Origin of the sequence: Actinoplanes sp. KI2 (genome assembly GCF_025630775.1) — a bacterium.
Lineage (GTDB): Bacteria > Actinomycetota > Actinomycetes > Mycobacteriales > Micromonosporaceae > Actinoplanes.
In genome coordinates this window covers 128,394-145,804 of record NZ_JAOSZE010000015.1, presented here as the reverse complement: position 1 = coordinate 145,804, position 17,411 = coordinate 128,394, and the positions used below count along the sequence as shown (strand labels likewise).

General features: G+C 72.1%; 20 protein-coding genes. 5 read left to right on the top strand and 15 right to left on the bottom strand.

Annotated features, from left to right (window positions below; translation table 11 throughout):
* Positions 1-24 precede the first annotated feature (24 nt).
* The 9 genes from ODJ79_RS17755 to fabV all read right to left on the bottom strand — a co-directional run bounded on the left by ODJ79_RS17755 (position 25) and on the right by fabV (position 7,653).
* Positions 25-1,071 carry an epoxide hydrolase family protein gene (locus ODJ79_RS17755; protein ID WP_263024587.1) on the bottom strand — a complete coding sequence of 349 codons (1,047 nt, stop codon included), beginning with the start codon at positions 1,069-1,071 and terminating at the stop codon, positions 25-27.
* 171 nt (positions 1,072-1,242) lie between these two features.
* Entirely contained in the window at positions 1,243-1,824 is a 582-nt protein-coding gene (locus ODJ79_RS17750; protein ID WP_263024586.1) for an O-methyltransferase, read from the bottom strand.
* The gene (locus ODJ79_RS17745) at positions 1,821-2,378 is read right to left on the bottom strand and encodes an NTP transferase domain-containing protein (protein ID WP_263024585.1); all 558 of its coding nucleotides are present in this window, start codon (positions 2,376-2,378) and stop codon (positions 1,821-1,823) included. Before ODJ79_RS17745 ends, ODJ79_RS17750 begins: the two co-directional genes overlap by 4 nt.
* A 97-nt stretch (positions 2,379-2,475) precedes the next feature.
* The gene (locus ODJ79_RS17740; RefSeq protein ID WP_263024584.1) at positions 2,476-3,282 is read right to left on the bottom strand and encodes an ABC transporter permease; all 807 of its coding nucleotides are present in this window, start codon (positions 3,280-3,282) and stop codon (positions 2,476-2,478) included.
* Positions 3,282-4,238 (bottom strand): ATP-binding cassette domain-containing protein, encoded by a 957-nt coding sequence (locus ODJ79_RS17735; RefSeq protein ID WP_263024583.1) that lies wholly within the window; start codon positions 4,236-4,238, stop codon positions 3,282-3,284. Before ODJ79_RS17735 ends, ODJ79_RS17740 begins: the two co-directional genes overlap by 1 nt.
* Before the next feature lie 33 nt (positions 4,239-4,271).
* The gene (locus ODJ79_RS17730) at positions 4,272-5,114 is read right to left on the bottom strand and encodes a DUF4097 family beta strand repeat-containing protein (RefSeq protein ID WP_263024582.1); all 843 of its coding nucleotides are present in this window, start codon (positions 5,112-5,114) and stop codon (positions 4,272-4,274) included.
* A gap of 54 nt (positions 5,115-5,168) precedes the next feature.
* A complete protein-coding gene (locus ODJ79_RS17725) occupies positions 5,169-5,663 on the bottom strand; it encodes a hypothetical protein (protein WP_263024581.1) in 495 nt (164 codons plus the stop codon).
* A 79-nt stretch (positions 5,664-5,742) separates the two neighbouring features.
* A complete protein-coding gene (locus tag ODJ79_RS17720) occupies positions 5,743-6,411 on the bottom strand; it encodes a MerR family transcriptional regulator (protein WP_263024580.1) in 669 nt (222 codons plus the stop codon).
* Positions 6,412-6,456: 45 nt separating this feature from the next.
* Entirely contained in the window at positions 6,457-7,653 is a 1,197-nt protein-coding gene (gene fabV, locus ODJ79_RS17715; RefSeq protein WP_263024579.1) for an enoyl-[acyl-carrier-protein] reductase FabV, read from the bottom strand.
* 215 nt (positions 7,654-7,868) lie between these two features.
* On the opposite strand from fabV, the gene ODJ79_RS17710 reads away from it, so the two are divergent.
* Together ODJ79_RS17710 and ODJ79_RS17705 are read left to right on the top strand one after the other, a co-directional pair.
* Positions 7,869-8,453: a cysteine hydrolase family protein gene (locus tag ODJ79_RS17710; RefSeq protein WP_263024578.1), complete on the top strand. Its 585-nt coding sequence runs from the start codon at positions 7,869-7,871 to the stop codon at positions 8,451-8,453.
* Positions 8,454-8,460: 7 nt separating this feature from the next.
* Positions 8,461-9,348 (top strand): GlxA family transcriptional regulator, encoded by an 888-nt coding sequence (locus tag ODJ79_RS17705; protein ID WP_263024577.1) that lies wholly within the window; start codon positions 8,461-8,463, stop codon positions 9,346-9,348.
* A 19-nt stretch (positions 9,349-9,367) separates the two neighbouring features.
* Here the strand turns inward: ODJ79_RS17705 and ODJ79_RS17700 are convergent, their stop codons facing one another.
* From ODJ79_RS17700 to ODJ79_RS17685, 4 genes are read right to left on the bottom strand one after another with little or no spacing between them, the layout of a single operon-like run.
* The gene (locus ODJ79_RS17700) at positions 9,368-10,291 is read right to left on the bottom strand and encodes a sugar kinase (RefSeq protein ID WP_263024576.1); all 924 of its coding nucleotides are present in this window, start codon (positions 10,289-10,291) and stop codon (positions 9,368-9,370) included.
* Complete coding sequence (locus tag ODJ79_RS17695; RefSeq protein WP_263024575.1) at positions 10,288-10,920, bottom strand: bifunctional 4-hydroxy-2-oxoglutarate aldolase/2-dehydro-3-deoxy-phosphogluconate aldolase; 633 nt, start codon at positions 10,918-10,920, stop codon at positions 10,288-10,290. The genes ODJ79_RS17700 and ODJ79_RS17695 overlap by 4 nt, the downstream gene beginning before the upstream one ends.
* Positions 10,910-11,485, bottom strand: a complete 576-nt coding sequence (locus ODJ79_RS17690) for a hypothetical protein (protein ID WP_263024574.1) — start codon at positions 11,483-11,485, stop codon at positions 10,910-10,912. Before ODJ79_RS17690 ends, ODJ79_RS17695 begins: the two co-directional genes overlap by 11 nt.
* A 52-nt stretch (positions 11,486-11,537) precedes the next feature.
* Positions 11,538-12,689 (bottom strand): DUF1996 domain-containing protein, encoded by a 1,152-nt coding sequence (locus ODJ79_RS17685; protein WP_263024573.1) that lies wholly within the window; start codon positions 12,687-12,689, stop codon positions 11,538-11,540.
* A 195-nt stretch (positions 12,690-12,884) separates the two neighbouring features.
* On the opposite strand from ODJ79_RS17685, the gene ODJ79_RS17680 reads away from it, so the two are divergent.
* Positions 12,885-13,796, top strand: a complete 912-nt coding sequence (locus tag ODJ79_RS17680) for an NADP-dependent oxidoreductase (protein WP_263024572.1) — start codon at positions 12,885-12,887, stop codon at positions 13,794-13,796.
* Positions 13,797-13,833: 37 nt separating this feature from the next.
* Positions 13,834-14,910 carry a winged helix DNA-binding domain-containing protein gene (locus ODJ79_RS17675; RefSeq protein WP_263024571.1) on the top strand — a complete coding sequence of 359 codons (1,077 nt, stop codon included), beginning with the start codon at positions 13,834-13,836 and terminating at the stop codon, positions 14,908-14,910.
* On the opposite strand, the gene ODJ79_RS17670 is transcribed toward ODJ79_RS17675, so the two are convergent.
* Both ODJ79_RS17670 and ODJ79_RS17665 read right to left on the bottom strand, forming a co-directional pair.
* Entirely contained in the window at positions 14,900-15,052 is a 153-nt protein-coding gene (locus ODJ79_RS17670; protein WP_263024570.1) for a hypothetical protein, read from the bottom strand. The genes ODJ79_RS17675 and ODJ79_RS17670 overlap by 11 nt on opposite strands.
* Before the next feature lie 57 nt (positions 15,053-15,109).
* Entirely contained in the window at positions 15,110-16,684 is a 1,575-nt protein-coding gene (locus ODJ79_RS17665; protein WP_263024569.1) for a CocE/NonD family hydrolase, read from the bottom strand.
* A 52-nt stretch (positions 16,685-16,736) separates the two neighbouring features.
* Between ODJ79_RS17665 and ODJ79_RS17660 the strand changes: the two genes are divergently transcribed.
* Positions 16,737-17,372 carry a TetR/AcrR family transcriptional regulator gene (locus ODJ79_RS17660; protein WP_263024568.1) on the top strand — a complete coding sequence of 212 codons (636 nt, stop codon included), beginning with the start codon at positions 16,737-16,739 and terminating at the stop codon, positions 17,370-17,372.
* The last annotated feature ends 39 nt before the right edge of the window (positions 17,373-17,411 follow it).

Genomic DNA, 17,411 nt, shown 5'->3' with positions numbered 1-17,411 from the left:
CACTCGATCGGTCGCCGCGGTGTCTTACTTTAGGCGCGCGAAGAACTCGGTCACATCGTTGACCAGCAGGTCAGGGGTTTGATGCGCGGCGAAATGCCCACCGGCGTCATATCTGGTCCACACGGTGCCCGGCGGCACGAACCGGCGAATCGGCTGGTAGTCGTCGCGGAACTGGGCGTATCCCAGCGGCGCCGCCGGCCGACCGGTCGACGGCGCTTGCCGGGCGAACTCGCGGTAGATCCGGATCGCGCTCCCGGCCGTCCCGGTCAGCCAGTGGATCGAGACGTTGTCCAGGACGTAGTCGGCGTCCACCCCCTCGCGGTAGATCAGGCAGTGCCAGCCGAGCAGGCCGATCGGCGAGTCGGTCAGCGCGTACGCCAGGGATTGGGGTTGCTGGGCCTGCACCACGGCGTAGGCGTTCATGTGCTCGGCGAACCAGGCGTGGTTGTCCAGCGCGGCCCGCTCCTCCGGCGTCGGGTCCTCGACCGGCCCGTCGGTCCAGATCTGGGTGACGTGCACCCCGACGACCGCGTCCGGCGCGACCCGGGCCAACTCGGGCGAGATCGTCGAACCCCAGTCGTTGCCGGCCGCGCCGAACCGTTCGTACCCGAGCTCGCGCATCAGCGCCGCCCAGGCGTGTGCGATCCGGGTCGGGTTCCAGCCGCGCTCGCGGGTCGGCCCGGAGAACCCGAAGCCCGGCAGCGAGGGCACGACCAGGTGGAAGTCGCGGGAGAGCGGCCCGAGCACGTCCAGGAACTCGGCGACCGAACCCGGCCAGCCGTGCGTGAGGATCAGCGGCAGCGCATCCGGCCGCGGGGACCGGACGTGCGCGAAATGGATCGGCTGGCCGTCGATGACCGTGCGGAACTGCGGGTACGCGTTGAGCCGCGCCTCGGTGCGCCGCCAGTCGTAGCCGTGCCGCCAGTACTCGGCCAGGGTGCGCACGTACTGGGCGGGCACGCCGTAGTCCCAGTCCTCGTCCGGGAACGAGATCGGCCAGCGGGCCCGATCCAGGCGGTCGTGGAGGTCGTCGAGATCGCGCTGCGGAACGTCGATGCGAAAGGTTTCCATGCCCGGATGACGAACGGTCGTGCCGGGTCCGGACCGGCCGGCCGGATCGACGCCACGCCGGTCGAGAATCAGCACCCGAAAGGCGCGGACTCGCGATAGCTTGGTAGCAGCGAAGGCCGGAGAACCGCCGCCACGGATCTCCGGCCTTTCTGCGTGCTCTGCGCACTCGTCCTACCCGGGTAGGTGGACCGCCACGTGCAGGCCCTTGCCGACGGCGAAGGTGGCGGCGGTCAGGGCGGGGTCGGCGGCGATCAGGGCCAGGAAGGGGCGCACCTCGTCGGGGTGGGAGAGCACGTTGTCGATGGCGAGCACGCCGCCGGGCCGCAGCACCCGCTTCGGGTGTGGCCACCAGCTCGGGTACTCGGGGCGGTCGGCGTCCAGGAAGAGCAGGTCGACGCTGTGGTCGGGGCGGCCGGTCAGATAGGCGCCGCCGTCGCCGGTCTCGAAGGTGATCTGGGCGCGCAGCCCGGCTCGCTCGGCATTGGCCAGGGCCTCGGCGGGCGGAGCCACGTCCACGGTGGTCACCGTGCCGCCGGTGTCGCGGGCCGCGGCGGCCAGCCAGAGTGTGGAGTAGCCGTTCGAGGTGCCGATCTCCACGATGTCGCGGGCGCCGCCCACCCTGAGCAGCATGGTGAGCAGTTCGGCGGCGTCCGGTTCCAGGTTGCGGCGGCGGTCGCGGCGGTCCGGCCTGGTGGCGTCGAAGGCCTGGCCCTCGGCGTACAGGTCGTCGAGGAGTGCGCGCAGATCGGTCACGGCTGCACGTCCAGATCGAAATCGTCGGCGACGTCGTCCACCGGGACGACCCGCACCTGGTCGGCGTGCGCTCGCAGGTAGTCGCGGGCGCCCCGGTCGCCGGTGGCCGTCGCGATCACGCCGGGCCAGTGCCGGCGGCCGAGCAGCACCGGGTGACCACGCCGGGTGCCGTAACCGCCCATCACCAGAGCGTCATCGGCGGCGAAGGCGGTCACTCTGCGCACCGCTTCCGCGGTCACGTTGGGCATGTCGACCAGCAGCACGACTACGGCCTGTGCCGTCGTTTGCGTCAGCGCCTCCAGCCCCACCCGCAGCGACGAGCCCATCCCGCCGGCCCAGTCCGGGTTGATCACGGTGGGTGGGAGGTCGGCCGCTCGCTCGCGGACGCTCGGGGCTTGCGCCCCGAGCACCACCACGCTGTGTTCCACGCCGGCTTGGCGCAAGGTTTCGGCTGCGCGTTCCACCAGCAGTTTTCCCTCGTACGCGACGAGCGCCTTGGGCATGCCATAGCGGCGCCCGCCACCCGCCGCCAGCACCAGCCCCGCCGTCTCCACGGCCCGATCCTAGGACCCGCGGTCGCCGAGCCCAGGACTCTCGGTCGTAGAGCCCAGGACGCTCGGTCGTAGAGCTCAGGACTCTCGGTTGTAGAGCTCAGGACTCTCGGTTGTAGAGCTTCCTCGACCACAGGTAGCCGCCGAGCGCCATGACCGCGCACCAGGCCAGCGCGATCCACCCGTCGTTGCCGACCGGCTTGTCCATCAGCAGGGCGCGCATGGTCTCGATGATCGGCGTGAACGGCTGGTGCTCGGCGAACCAGCGCAGGCCGGCCGGCATCGAGTCGGTCGGGACGAAGCCGCTGCTGAGGAACGGCAGCAGGATCAGCGGCATCGGAATGTTGCTGGCCGTCTCCACGGTCTTGCTCACCTGGCCGAGCGCGACGCACAACCAGACCAGCGCGAAGGTCACCGCCACCAGGAAGCCGGCCGTGAGCAGCCAGCCGACGAGCGAGGCGGCGGGCCGGAAGCCGACCAGCAGCGCCACCCCGATCACCACCGCCAGGGCGATCATCGCCTGGATCACGCTGCCCAGGACGTGCCCGGTCAGCACCGAGACGCGGGCGATGTGCATGGTGCGGAACCGGGCGACGATGCCCTCCGTCATGTCCATCGCGATCGAGATGGCGGTGCCCTGCACGACGGCGGTGATGGTCATCAGGATGATCGCGGGCGCCACGTAGTTGGCGTACGCGGCCCGTCCGCCGCCGCCCTGCAGGCCGGCACCGAGCGTGCCGCCGAACACGTAGACGAACAACAGCAGGAAGATGACCGGCATCCCGATGAGCGTGATGGTCATCGACGGGTACCGCAGCATCCGTTTGAGGTTGCGGCGCAGCATCGTGGCGGAGTCGCGCAGCGGGTGGAAGCGAAGGTCGGCCGGGGCCAGGGTCGAGGTGCTCATCAGTTCGTCACCCTCTCGGTGGTGCGGTTGCCGGTCAACGCCAGGAAGACGTCGTCGAGGTCGGGGGTGTGCACGGACATCTCGTCGACCTTGACGGCCCGCTCGTCGAGCCGGTCGATCAGGGTCTTCAAGGCGGTCAGGCTGCCGTCGCTGGGCACCCGCAGGGCGAGCGCGTCGCCCTCCCGGGTGGCCTGACCGAGCACCCGCCGGGCGGCGTCGAGCTGGTCCTCGCCGGCGAAGTGCAGGCGGACGTGCCCGCCGGGGATGCGGCGCTTCAACTCCTCCGCGGTGCCCTCGGCGACCACCCGGCCGCCGTCCAGCACCGCGATCCGGTCGGCCAGCTCATCGGCCTCGTCCAGGTACTGCGTGGTGAGGAAGACGGTGACGCCGTCGGCCACCAGGTCCCGCACGATCTGCCACATCTCGCGGCGGCTGCGCGGGTCCAGCCCGGTGGTCGGCTCGTCCAGGAAGATCACCTGCGGGTTCCCGACCAGGGTCATCGCCAGGTCGAGCCGGCGCAGCATGCCGCCGGAGTAGGTGGCGGCCGGTTTCCGGGCCGCGTCGGTCAGGTCGAACCGCTCGAGCAGCCGGCCGGCGCGCTCCCGGCCCTCGGCGCGGGAGAGGTGGTGCAGGTCGGCCATCAGCCGCAGGTTTTCCGCCCCGTTGAGCAACTTGTCCACGGCGGAGAACTGGCCGGTGACACCGATCGCGGCGCGTACCGCGTCCGGCTCGCGGGCCACGTCGTGGCCGGCGACCCGGGCCTCGCCGGCGTCGGCCCGGTTGAGCGTGGTGAGAATCTTGACGGTGGTGGTCTTGCCGGCGCCGTTCGCGCCGAGCAGCGAGAAGACGGTCCCCGGCGGGACGGTCAGGTCGATGCCGTCGAGCACGAGGTGGTCACCGAACGACTTCCGGAGTCCGGTCACGGCGATCGCCGGCCGGTTGTGCTGGCTGGTCATGACGTCCCTTTCCGGGGAGATGGCGGGTTCGGGTCAGGAACGGTGGACGGTGATGTCGCCGAACGACGTGCGGGCGCGGACCTGGACGGTCTCGGCGGCCTCCTCCGGCCCGGTGGCGTTGTCCATCTGGTTGCGCACGTGGCCGAAGCCGGTCTTGGCCTCCAGCCAGGCGGCGGTGCCCTGGGCGATGCCGATGTCCAGCCCGCCCATGCCGGTCTCGACCACGACCGAGCCGCGGGCCACCTGACCGAGGCGTACGTCGCCGTTGGAGGACTTCGCGTCGACGCCGGCGTCGGCCTGCTCGATCTCGATGTCGCCGTTGGCGGCGCGGACCCGCACGTCCCCGGTGACCGAGCCGATCACGGTGGCGCCGTTGGAGTTCTTCACCGCCGCCGAGCCCCGGACCTCGCCGACCTGCACCCTGCCGGCGCCGGTGGAGATCTCGGCGTCGCCGGTGACCGCGCCGACCGTGACGGTGCCGGCCGACGTGTCCAGGCGCAGGGCGCCGGTCCGCTCGACCGACAGGTTCCCGGCCGAGGTCTTCAGCCGAGTCTCGCCGAGCCGGCCGGCCGTGCGCAGGTCGCCCATCTGCACCTGGGCGTTGACCCGGGAGTCGGTGGGCAGCTCGATGGTCACGTCGACCGAGCGCAGCTTGCGGGAGAAGTCGAAGGTCCGCTTCGGGCCGATCACCCGCAGCTCGCCGCCGGCGAGGTCGACGCGGATCTGCCGCGCGGCCTCCACGTCGGACTCCTCGGCCTCGTCGCTGGGTCGCACGTCGACGACGGTGTCGGCGCGGTCGCCGGCGACGAACCGCACGTAGCCGACGCTGAGGTCGAGAGTGACGCTGATCGATTCAGGCGTCTCGAAAGTAGGCATGGTTGTCCCCTCGTGATGACTCGGTTGGCTGTTTTAGTGGTCAGTGGCGTGTCGTCAGCGGACCCATCCGCTGAACTGCCGCGCGCCGCGGGCCGCGCCGCCGCGCGGTTCGGGGCGCTGATCGGTGCGCTGGAGGGCGGCCGCGGCGGCCCGGCTCAGCCAGGCGTTGACCGACCGGCCCTCCCGGGCGGCGGCTTCCTCGATCGCGGCCTTCAGATGCTCCGGCATGCGTACGTTGATCCGCGCCGCCGGCCCGTCCTCGGCGACCTGCAGCTCGCCCTCGGCGGCGGGCTCCGGCGCCTCCGCGGCCGGCAGGCTGACCACGAAATCCGGGTCCCGCCCGCGCAGCCGCACCGCCACCGACCCCGGCGCCAGATCCTGCGTGATCTCGTCGGCCGCCGCCGACAACGCATCCAGCAACGTCATCCGGATCGCCGATTCGAGGGACCCGGTCAGGCGCTCGACCAGCGCACGCGCCTCCGGGCCGCCCGCCTCGGCGAGGGTGGCGAACTCGCGGCCGAGGTTGTTCACGTACGACGTCAGGTCCATGGCACCACTATGGCACGCGTATGGCACACATTCAAGCCGTCTTGGCACACAGCGGCACCGAAGGGTGCCGCGAACGGCGTTATGCCTGGTAGAGGTCGATGTGGTTACCGGCCGGGTCGATCAGGCAGGAGGATCGCGGCTTCCACGGCCGCTCGACCGGCGGGTAGACCTGGGCCGCCCCGGCGTCGAGCGCTCGCCGATGCGACCCGTCCAGGTCGTCGACCACCAGGCCGAACCGCGCGGGCCCGGCGGCGCCCGGATGGGTGTCCGGGTCGGCGAGCGTGAGCAGGAAGAAGTCGTCGCTGGGCCAGTGGCCGAAGACGAACGAGCCGGTCTCCACCTGGAACGAGGCGTCGAACGCGGTCTCGTAGAACCGGATCAACTCAGCGCGGTCGACGACGTTGATGGTGGCCTGGACGATGCGCATGGTGGGCCTTCCGGGCGCGGCGAGCGCGGTCAGGGCGGCAGCCCGGCGCAGCAGCTCCTGCCGCTGCCGGGCGATCGCCGCGGAGGGATCGGGAGCGGCGAGCGCCCGCCGCATCTCGTCGACCGGCATCTCCAGCTCGCGCATCGCCCGCACGAGCCGCGCCCGGGGCACCTGCTCCTGCCGGTAGCGGCGATACCCGGTAGCCGGGTCGACCAACGCCGGCGGCAGCACCCCGACCTCGTCGTAGTGCCGCAGCGTGGTGACGGTCAGGCCGGTGAGCAGCGCGAAGCTGCCGATGCTGAGGAGGCGGTCGTCGTTCACCCGACCAGCATCGACTCTCCGGTCACCCGAGAGTCAAGAGCCGTCCTAGTGGGACGGCCAAGGCAGGTCCGGGTCGACCGGCTGGGCGTAGTCGACGCCGGGCAGGTCGAAGCCGTACAGGGCGCGGAACTGACTGCGGAACCAGGCCAGGTCGGCCTGTTCCTGGAGGTTGTCGGGGGTGATGAGACCCCAGCGCTCGGCGACCGCGGACTGCACGCCGGGGTCGAGCTCCCAGCCGTCCAGCCGGATGCGGCCCTCGTCGTCCAGGTCGGCCGGCCTCTTGCCGGTGAGGAATTCCCACAGCTGCACCGACTGCTGGACCGGGGACTGCATGCGCGGGCCGAGCACCGAGCGCAGCAGGCTGGTGTAGAGCGCGATGGTCGGGATCGCGGTGGACGCCTGGGTCACCGCGGCGCCGTTCACCACCGTGGTGGCACTGCCACCGACCGCGGCGAGCCGGTCGGTGAGGCCCTTCGCCGACGCCTCGAGGTGGGCCTTCGCGGCGCCGATCGTGCCGCTGCGGTAGATCGGCGCGGTCACGCTCGATCCGATGTAGGTCAGGGCGACCGTGCGGAAACCGTCGCGCACCAGGCCGCGCTCGAGCAGCGCGTCGACCCAGCGGGACCAGTCCTCGCCGCCCATCACCTGCACGGTCGCCGCGGCCTCGGCCTCGTCGGCCGGCTCCACCGTGATGTCCTGCAGGGTCGCACCGCCGTCGGAGTCGAACGCGAGGCTCTTGGTCGAGAACGGCGCGCCGAGCGTCTTGATCACCGACTGGTACGTGACGCCGCTGCGCGGGTCGGTGCGGCGCGGCGCGGCGACGCTGTAGATGAGACAGTCGACGCCGCCGTAGCGCTTCGCGATCAGATCCAGCACGCTGCTCTTGGTCGTGTCGGCGAAGGCGTCGTCGTTCACGAACGAGAAGTCGTGCCCGAGCTCGCGCGCGATCGCGTCGGTCGCGATCGTGTTGTACCAGCCCGCGGTGCCGGTGCGGCGGCCCGGCGGGCGCTCGAAGCTGACCCCGACACCGCGGATGCCGTGCTGGACCAGGCCCGCGATGGTGGCCGCCAGGCCGTACCCGGCGCTGGACCCGATGACGATCGCGACCGGGCCGTCCGCGGGGACGCCGGCGGGCTCGTCCGCCTCGGCCCGCAGCCGGGCCACGTTGGCCGCGCAGCCGGTCGGGTGCGAGTCCAGCAGGAGCAGACCGCGACCGGTGGGACTGACGATACGTTCGGGCATGGGGCGGCCTCTCTGAGTCGTAGCCCCCGCACCGTACCGCAACCCGGCAGCTCCGCCCGGTGGTCGCGGCAATGGCGCGACCAACGACGGCGCTCGCGTCGCGAACCACGGGACCAAGCATTTCCCGTACGGGCAAAGCAGGGTGACCGGATCGTTCCGGCCGTGGTCGCGAAGGTGTCTTCCGGACGGCGCAGCCGGACGCGAAGAATCGACGCATGACCAATGCTCTGATCGTGATCGACGTGCAGGAGTCGTTCCGGGTGCGGCCGCTGTGGCGGACGCTCGACAATCCGGAGCTGATCGCGAATGTCGGGCGGCTCGTGGAGGCGGCACGCGCGGCCGGCGAATTGGTGGTGTGGGTGCTGCATGCCGAGGCGGGCAGCGGCGGCGAGTTCGACCCGGCCAACGGGCACGTGCGGGTGGTCGCCGAGCTCGAGCCGGCCAAGGACGAGCCGCTGGTGACCAAGACCTCGCACAACGCCTTCACCACCACCAATCTGGGGCAGCTGCTGACAATGGCGGGCGTGAATGCCGTGACGGTCTGCGGGCTGCGCACCGAGCAGTGCGTGGAGACCACGGCGCGGGTGGCCTCCGATTTCGGGTACGAGGTCACCTTCGTCACCGACGCCACCGGCACGTTCCCGATTCCGCACCGGGACGCCCCCGCCGACCAGACGGTCGAGGAGTTGCTGGCCGACCCGCGTACGCTTGCCGCGGCGGAGGTCGTGCGCCGCACCGAATACGCGCTGGCCGGCCGATTCGCCGCGGTGCGCGATACGGACGACTATTTGAAGGGGTGACCGGATCGTGAGCCGGGTGGTGTTCGTGCTGACGCCGCAGGTGCACCTGCTCGACCTCGCCGGGCCGGCCCAGGTGTTCAGCACCGCCGACGGCTACGACCTGTCCTACGTTTCCGAAAAATCACCCGTGCCGACGTGGCAGGGCGTGGCGCTGCACGCGTCGGTGGAGTGGCCGGCACTGACCCCGGATGATCTCGTGCTGGTCCCGGGTTGGCGGGAGGGCTTCGGCGCGTTCGCGACCGCCACCCTCGACCGGATCAGATCGCATCACGAGCGGGGCGGCACCGTGGCCAGTGTCTGCGCCGGCGCCGACGCGCTCGGCCGGGCCGGCCTGCTCGACGGCCGGCGCTGCACCACCCATCACGACCTGCAGGACGACCTGGCTCGCGACTACCCGCGGGCCACCGTCGTGCGCGACGTGCTCTACGTCGGCGACGACCGGGTGGTCACCTCGGCCGGCATCGCGAGCGGCATCGACCTCGCGCTGCACCTGGTCGCGCAGCGGCACGGCCCGGCGACCGCGGCGCGGGTGGCCCGCGAGATGGTCGTCTACGCCCGGCGCAACGGCGACGAGCCGCAGGCGAGCGCGATGCTGCGGCACCGCGCGCACCTGTCCGACGTGGTGCATCGGGTGCAGGACACGATCGATGCCGGCTTCGCCTCGCCGCTGCCGCTGGGCGGTCTCGCCTCCGGCGCCGGGGTCAGCGAGCGCACGCTGACCCGGCTGTTCACCGCCGCGACCGGCCAGACGCCGCTGCGCTACCAGCAGGTGCTGCGGGTCGAGCGGGCGGAGTACCTGATCGGCCACGGCGCGACGGTCGAGTCGGCGGCCCGCGCGGTCGGCTTCACCGACGCCCGCATGCTCCGCCGGCTCCGGGCCCGCGCTACCGCCTGACGTCGCCGCGCCGCCCGCCCTACCGCCTGATGTCGCCGCCGGTCAGCGCCGCCAACTCGGCGCGGTCGGGCAGGCCCTCGCAGTCGCCGGGGACCGTCACCGCGAACGCGCCGGCCGCGATCGCCGTGGCCAGGCACGCCTCGGGCGCCGCGCCGGCCAGCCGGTCGGCGAGGTAGCCGGCCACGAACGCGTCGCCCGCGCCGACCGGGTCGACCACGGTCACCGGCAGCGCGGCGGCCCGGTAGCGCTCGCCGTTGATCTGCGCGACGCAGCCGCGGGCGCCGTCCTTGATGATCACCTCGGTCGGGCCGAGCTTGGCCAGGCCACCCGGGTAGTCGTCGTCGACGAACAGGCTCGCCTCGTCCGGGCCGGCGAACACGATGTCGACCATCGACACCAGGTCGCGCAGCACGGTTGCCGCCTCCGGCCGCGACCACAACTTGCTGCGATAGTTCACGTCCAGCGACACCGGGACGCCGGCCGCGAGAGCGGTCTCGACCGCTTGGAAGACCGCCGCCCGGCAGGTCCCGCTGAGCGCCGGGGTGATCCCGGTGACGTGCACGATCCCGGCCGCGCGCACCTCGGCGGCCGGAATGTCGGCGGGGGTGAGCCGCGAACCGGCGCTGCCCGCGCGGTGGTAGTCGACGTGCAGGAACTCGCCCGACCGCTGGTATCGCACCATCAGCCCGGTGAACGTGTCGTCCGGGATCGCCACCGCGCGGACGCCGGCGTCGGTCAGCCGGCGACCGATCAGCGAGCCGGTCGTGTCCGGTCCGACCCGGCCGAGCCAGGTCGCCTCGCCGCCGAGACGAGCGACGCCGATCGCGACGTTGCTCTCCGCGCCGCCGATCCCGAACGAGAACGTCCGGGCGTGGGCGAGCGGGCCGATGCCGTCGGCGTTGACCACGCCCATCGACTCGCCGAAGGTGAACAGCCCGCTCATGAGCGAGCGAAGGAGACCGCGCTGACCGCGTGCCTGGCGCGGGCGGCGAGAGCCTTCATGCTGCCGCCGGTCGCGGCGTCGCCGATCAGCGGGCTGCCGATGCCGACCGCTTTCGCCCCGGCGAGCAGCCAGTCGGCGATGTCTTCGATCTTGATGCCGCCGGTGGGCATCACGTCGATCTGTGGCAGCGGACCGCGCACGTCGCGCAGGAAACGCGGGCCGAGGCCGCCGGCCGGGAACAGCTTCACCAGGGGCGCGCCGGCCTGGTGGGCCGCGTACATCTCGGTGGGGGTGGCGGTGCCGGGGTAGAACGGGACCGGCGAGCTCGCCACCAGCGAGGCGTCGAGCACCGGGGACACCAGGAAGGCGGCGCCGGCGTCGACCGCGGCCTTCGCCTCGGCGGCGGTCAGGATCGTGCCCGCGCCGATCGCCACCGCGTCGGGCAGCTGGCGGCGCAGTCCGGCGATCGCTTCGATCGCGCCGCGCGAGGTCAGCGTCACCTCGAGCGCCGTGATGCCGGCGCCGACCAGCACGTCGGCGACGGCGGCGAACCCGTCGGAGGTCGGCGCGCGCAGGATCGCCACGATCCCGCTGCGGATGACGGCCGCGGTTACCTGGTCATCGCTCACGGCTTAGATCCTGCCCGATATCTTCAAGATCATCCAGTGCGGGCTTGCGGGTCAGGAAGCGCACCCGGCCGTTGCTCTGCGGCGGCTCGGTCTCGATCCCGAGCTCCTCCCGGATCGCCGCCTCGAACTGCTGCATGACCAGCGGGACCTGGGTGAGCAACTCGCGGAAATGGATCTGCGGCTGCACGCCGGACACCGCCGCCGGATTCATCTCGCCGTGCAACCGCTGCAACAGAATGTGTACGGCGAGGGCCGCGCTGCGCACCGGCCCGGAGGCGAGCAGCCGCACCCGCATCAGCGCCGGGCCCACCTCGTCCACGTAGGCCAGCGCCGGGGCCGGCTTGCTGCCGGCGTCATAAGCAGCGCGCAAGCGGTAGGTGTCGCGCTCGAAGACGGCGAGCAGGCCGACGTACGCGTCCTTGCGCTCCTCGTACCATCGCCGGGTCCGCTTCCGGCGGCTGCGCACGATCTCGTCACGGGCGGTCACGAAGTGCGCCGTGGCCGCCCCACCCAGGGCAAACACCACGGCGATGAGGGGCAGCCCCCACCACGGGATCTGAGACACGCGATAACCGTAGCGAGGTCACGCGCGCCAGGTCACCACAGGAGGCGGTCCGCTACCGGAGGTACCCGAAGTTGTCGCAGGTGCGGCGCTGCTGGACGCAGTCCTTGGTGCGCCTGTTCATGGTGGCGACATCCCAGCTGACGAAGGCGTCGCCGTGCATCGAGGAGGCGCTCTTGCCCTCCCGGTCGGACGACAGGTAGTAGCCCTGCGGGGTGCCCTTCACGCCGTACTGGATGTCGAAGGTGAGCGCGGGGACCCGCACCGGGTGGTCGGCCGGGCAACCCCGATCGGTCCCGAACGCCATGTGGTCCTTGTGGTTCGGGCTGTCCAGATGCTTGCCGTCCCAGCAGTCCGGGAACTGCAGCATGAAGTGCAGGGTTGCCGGCTTGCCGCAGATCGGCCAGTTGCCGTTGGCGCTGCGCGCGATCCCGTCGAGGTCGCCGGGCCCGTAGAAGGCGCAGTAGAACTGTCCCTGGGCGCCGCGCGGCGTCGGCACCTTCTTCTTGGCGTCCCCGGCAATGATCCGGAGGCCGTTCGGTATCGGCATCACCCCGGTCGAGTTGCTCCGAATCGATCGGTAATAGACCCGGAAGCCGGTGGTCTCGACCGGTTTGCCGGTCGCGTTGTCGTACAGCGTCGGCACCCAGTACGCGGAATGGTCCAGGGCGGGCTTGCAGCTCGTGGCGGTGAACTTGGTCAGATCCTGAGCGGTGGTGTCCGCGTCGACCGCCTTGTTGCCGACGAACGAGTGCATGTGCGAGGCGCCCGGCATGTCGGGAAACACGATCGGGTCGTCGGCGAGCCGATGGCTGTAGGTGCAGTCGGCCCGGAACTCCGGCTTGTCCCCCGTGCCGGCCGGGACCGGATCGACGGCGAGCGCCCGGTACGCGGCGACCTGCGCCCGGTAGGCGGCCTGGTCGACGGGGATCCAGCCCGCTCGGGGCGGCTCCGGCGCGACGGTGGCCGCCGGCCTGGCCTTGGCCGTTGCGGGCCGCCCGGCCGCGCTCGACGGCGCGACGCTCGGGGCAACCGCCTCCCCCGGGGTCGGCCCGGCGGCGATCTCGGCCGCTTTCCCCGCCTGCGGATCGGCGGGCCTGGTCATCGCATAGCCGGCGCCCGCGGCGGCGACCACGATGACGGCCGCGCCGGCGCAGGCGGCCAGCAGTCCGCGCTTCCGGTGAGCATTCCCCGTCGAATTCGCCACGAGTGCCTCCCGGATATGCCGCGGCCGCCAGAATCGTAGGGATTCCGCCGTTCATATCGAAGGCGCAGAACCGTCAACAATGTCACGCCGAGAAACCGTTATCGCCGCGCCCGATCGGCGGTCTGGCGGAGATGCCGGAAACTCCGCCGGGCGGCCGTTGACTTCAACCTGACTTCAACTTGCAGTATGTGGGCCATGAGAGCTGTGGTGTTCGACCGCTTCGGGCCGCCCGACGTCCTGCGGATCGCCGACCTGCCCGATCCCGAGCCGGGGCCGGGTGAGGTGCGCGTGCGGGTGCGGGCGGCCGGGGTGCAGCCGTTCGACGTGGGGGTTCGGCGGGGCACCATGCCCTGGGTCCAGGTGCGCTTTCCGCAGACCAGCGGGCAGGAGTACGCGGGGGTGGTCGACCGTCTCGGGGAGGGCGCGGCCGAGTCGGGATTCGCGGTGGGAGACGCGGTCCTGGGCTCGACCATGCTCAACGGGAACGCGGAGCTGGTCTGCGTTCCGGTGGCCACCGCGGTGCGCAAACCCGATCGCCTGGACTTCCCCACCGCGGCCGCCCTGGTCGCGGCGTCACAGACGGCGAGCGGCGCGCTGCACGAGCTCGCGGTCGCCGGCGAGGACGTGCTGCTGGTGCACGCGGCAGCCGGCAGCGTCGGCACCGTCGCGACGCAGCTCGCCCGGCTCCGGGGCGCACGGGTGATCGGCACCGCGAGCCCGGCCAACCACGACTACTTGCGACAGCTCGGAGCGATTCCGGTCGCCTACGGAGACGCCCTGGTCGACGCGGTCCGGGCCACCGGGCTGACCCCGACGGTGGCGCTGGACGCGGCCGGCGGCGAGGCCATCGCCCAGTCGACAGCGCTCGGCATCGCACCCGATCGGGTCGGCACGATCGTGGACGACAAGGCCGCCGCCGAGCACGGCGCCCGGGTGGTCCGCGCCGGCCGCAGTCCCGAACGGCTCGCCGAGGTGGTCGCGCTGGCCGCCCGGGGCCGGTTGACGATGCCGGTACGCGCCTACCCGTTCGCGGACGCGGTCGCCGCCCACACGGCCGTCGAGTCGCGCCACGGCCGCGGCAAGGTGGTGCTCATCCTGGAGCCGTGAGCCACGCGGAGCGGGTTACGGTATGCGGGTTGAGACATTGAGCCGACGGGCAGTCGGTCGAGCGACCCTGGCCAGGCAGCACCTGCTCGCCAGGGCGACGGTGCCGGCCATCGACGCCGTCGAACACCTGGCCGGCATGCAGTGCCAGGCCCCGCTCGCTCCGTACGTGGGCCTGTGGACGCGGCTGCAGGGCTTCAGATCGGATGACCTCTCGCGGCTGATCGAGCGGCGACAGGTGGTGCGGCTGCACATGATGCGCAACACGCTGCATCTCGTGAGCGCGGCCGACTGCCTGGCCTGGCGGGCGCTGTTCGACCCGTTGCTCCGCGCCGAGTTCGCCGCCCACTTCCGTCTGGACGTCGATCAGCTCGGCGGGCCGGAGCTGTTCGGGCATGCCCGCGAGTTGCTGCGGCTCCGGCCGCAAACCCGCCGCGAGTTGGGTCGCCTGCTCAACGAGCGCTGGCCCGGGTCGGACCCGACCGCGCTGGCCTATGCGGTCACCCATCACCTACCCGTGTGCCAGGTGCCGCCGCGGGGTGTGTGGGGCAAGTCCGGCCAGGCGAAGTGGGCGCTGGTGGAGGACTGGCTGGGCGCGCCGCTGCGCGTCGCCCCGGTCGACGACCTGGTGCGCCGGTATTTCGGCGCCTTCGGACCGGCCACCGTCGCCGATGTCCAGGTGTGGTCGGGACTGACCCGCCTGGCCGAGGTGATCGAACGAATGGGGCTGCACGTGTTTCGCGGACCCGACGGTCAGACTCTGTTCGACCTGCCCGATGCGCCACGGCCGGCTGAGGACACGCCCGCGCCGCCGCGTTTCCTGCCCGAGTACGACAACCTGCTGCTCTCCCACCAGGACCGTGGCCGAGTCAATCCGGACGGGCGGCCGGTCCCGCTGCCGCCGGGCAACGGCGCGACCAGCGGCACCTTCCTTATCGACGGCGTATGGCGGGGCACCTGGTCGGTGCGGGACAGCGCGGTCCACGTCGAGCCTTTTGGCAGGCTGCCCGCCGGCGACCGCGACCCGCTCCTGGACGAGGCGGCGCGCCTGGCGACACTGGTCGTCGGGCCGGACGGCGGCGAGGTCGTCCTGGACCGAGTACCCCTCACGCGGTGATCGTGTTCCAGGAGTAGGCGAGGAGCGCGCACGCCGCCCCCAGCAGGGCGAGGTTGATTCCCCTGGTGCCGAAGGGAATCGGCAGCGCGCCGAGCACCAGGAGGATGACCGCGATCACGTAGAGAACGGCCTGGGCAGACATGGACGCTCCTCACTTCGGGGGATGGCGGCGACCGACTTACCCCCTGCGCCGGAAGCGCTAAACCACGGGCAGCACCAGGGACGACGTATGCCGGATCGTGGTGTCGGTGTGCACCATCCGGGTGGCCGGGCCGGGCGGCTCGCCGGTGCCGTAGTTGCGCAGGAAGCGGGGGTGCGCGCCGCCGCTGACCTGCAGCCGGATCCGGTGCCCGGGACGGAACCGATGACCGGCCGGGCCCATCTCGACCACCACCCGGCCGGCCTCGGTGAAGCGGGTCAGTCCGTCGCAGACGTTGACCGACCGGCCGGCCGGGTCGACGTCGCAGAGGCGAGCGAACAGGTCGCCGCTCGCCGCCGTGGTCGAGGCGTCGAACTCGGCGCGCACGGCGCCCATCACCTCGACCGCCGAGGTCAGCGGCTCGCCGGTGAAGGTGAGCACGTCGGGGCGGCCCTCGAGCGTCGCGTTGTCGCGCCGGCCCTGCGTCTTGGACTGCAACGGGCCGCCGACGGCCGGCGTCGGGTCGGCCGGGTCGTACCGGAAGCGGGTGGAGCCGGCGCCCGCGGCGGGCCCGAGAGTGCCGTCGCCGAGGAACCACCGCTGTTGCTGCCCGGCGGGCGGCCACGACGGCAGATCGCGCCACTCCTCGACGCCGGTCACGAACACGCGCACCCGATCGACGGCCGCCACCCCGCGCAGTCGGCGAAGCGCCTGGCCGAACACCTCCGCCCAGCCCTCTTCGAGCGCCGAGGTGTGCGTCCACGGGCCGATCAGCAGGTCGGGGTCGTGACCGGCGGCCCGCAACCGGGTGTACTGCTCGATCACCTGGTCGGCCGCCAGATCCCACCAGCCGGTGCAGAGGCTGACCGGCACGGCCAGCTTGTCGGCGACCGGCATGAGATCGCCGTCGGCCCAGAACTCCGGCTCGGGATGGGCGAGCCACTCCTCGAACGCCGGCCGGCGACCCCCGAAGATCGCCGGATAGACGTCGAGCAACGGCACCTTTCCGATCGCCCGCCGGAAGTGCCGCTGCATGCGCAGGATCGCCCAGGCGTAGTCGCGGGTGCGCATGGCCTGACCGAACAGCGCGATTCCGCCCACCGAGGAGCGTTCGAGAGCGAACGCACCGCCCGGCCAGAAGAACCGGTGCAGATCGGCCATGCCGACCTGCATGATCGCGCCACGCCATTCCGGCGGCGGGTCGAGGGCGAGGGCCATCTGCGTGTACGCCATGTAGCTCGGACCCATCGTGTACAGGTCGCCGGTGAACCAGTCCTGCTCGCGCAGCCAGGCGACGGCAGCCTGGCCGTCCTCCGGCTCGTTACGCCAGGCGTGGAAGGTGCCCGCCGAGCCACCGGTGCCGCGGCTGCTCTGCAGCAGCACGTGGAAGCCCTGCTCGGCGACGAGCGCGCCGTACAGGTAGTTCCACGGAAAGCCGGAGCGGAGGTAGGGCGCCCGCAGCAGCACGGTCGGGCACGGCTCGTCGGTGACCGGAGCGTAGTGGTCGGTGAGCAGCGGGCTGCCGTCGGCGGCGGGCACCGGGACGGCCAGGCTGCGGCGGACGTCGTACCGTGCGGGCGGGCCCTTGCGGGGCCGACGCAGCAGCAGACGGAGGGAAAGCGGGAGTCTTCGCATGGCCAGGCTCCTTTTTCGTACGACGTACTAGAAATACTAGCAGGAGGATTCGATGGCTCGCGGACGCCCGCCGGCGTACACCCGGGACCAGGTCGTGGCGGCGGCGATCCGGGTCGCCGACGCGGAGGGGCTGCCCGCCGTGACCATGCGCCGGGTGGCCACCGAGATCGGCGCGGGGGCGATGTCGCTCTACACCTACGTGCCCACCCGGGACCGCCTGCTGGATCTGATGGTCGATCGGGTCGGCGCCGAGACGCGGCCGGTCGAGATCACCGGCGACTGGCGCGCGGATCTGCTCGCGCTGGCCGGGGCGCAACGCACGCTGATGCTCGCTCACCCGTGGCTGCCGGCGGCCCTGCCCGATCGGCAGCTGACCGGCAGGAACATGCTGGCCTATCTGGAACGAGGGTTGGCCGCGCTGGCGTCGACCGGGCTCGACGGACCCACCAAGCTGGAGATCATCGCCCTGATCACCGGCTTCGTGGCGGCCTACGTGATGGGCGAGGCAGCCGGGCGCACGCCGACCGCGGATCAGGTGGCGCTGCTGACCGAGGCCGTGGCCGGCGGCGACTTCCCACACCTGGCCGCGGCGCTGTCGGCCGGCGGCGAGGCGCGCGAGCCGTCGTTCGAGCGCATCGCCGGTTGGACGATCAACGGCCTGGTCGAGCAGGCCACCAGGGCGAACTGACCGTCGGGCCGCCGCGCCCGGCGGAAGGGGCCACGGCCG

Bases quoted from the DNA above. Each gene is read 5' to 3' on its own strand.
- ODJ79_RS17755 (WP_263024587.1), bottom strand. From the start codon at position 1,071: ATGGAAACCTTTCGCATCGACGTTCCGCAGCGCGATCTCGACGACCTC.
- ODJ79_RS17740 (WP_263024584.1), bottom strand. From the start codon at position 3,282: ATGAGCACCTCGACCCTGGCCCCGGCCGACCTTCGCTTCCACCCGCTG.
- ODJ79_RS17735 (WP_263024583.1), bottom strand. From the start codon at position 4,238: ATGACCAGCCAGCACAACCGGCCGGCGATCGCCGTGACCGGACTCCGG.
- ODJ79_RS17730 (WP_263024582.1), bottom strand. From the start codon at position 5,114: ATGCCTACTTTCGAGACGCCTGAATCGATCAGCGTCACTCTCGACCTC.
- ODJ79_RS17725 (WP_263024581.1), bottom strand. From the start codon at position 5,663: ATGGACCTGACGTCGTACGTGAACAACCTCGGCCGCGAGTTCGCCACC.
- fabV (WP_263024579.1), bottom strand. From the start codon at position 7,653: ATGCCCGAACGTATCGTCAGTCCCACCGGTCGCGGTCTGCTCCTGCTG.
- ODJ79_RS17710 (WP_263024578.1), top strand. From the start codon at position 7,869: ATGACCAATGCTCTGATCGTGATCGACGTGCAGGAGTCGTTCCGGGTG.
- ODJ79_RS17700 (WP_263024576.1), bottom strand. From the start codon at position 10,291: ATGAGCGGGCTGTTCACCTTCGGCGAGTCGATGGGCGTGGTCAACGCC.
- ODJ79_RS17680 (WP_263024572.1), top strand. From the start codon at position 12,885: ATGAGAGCTGTGGTGTTCGACCGCTTCGGGCCGCCCGACGTCCTGCGG.
- ODJ79_RS17670 (WP_263024570.1), bottom strand. From the start codon at position 15,052: ATGTCTGCCCAGGCCGTTCTCTACGTGATCGCGGTCATCCTCCTGGTG.
- ODJ79_RS17665 (WP_263024569.1), bottom strand. From the start codon at position 16,684: ATGCGAAGACTCCCGCTTTCCCTCCGTCTGCTGCTGCGTCGGCCCCGC.
- ODJ79_RS17660 (WP_263024568.1), top strand. From the start codon at position 16,737: ATGGCTCGCGGACGCCCGCCGGCGTACACCCGGGACCAGGTCGTGGCG.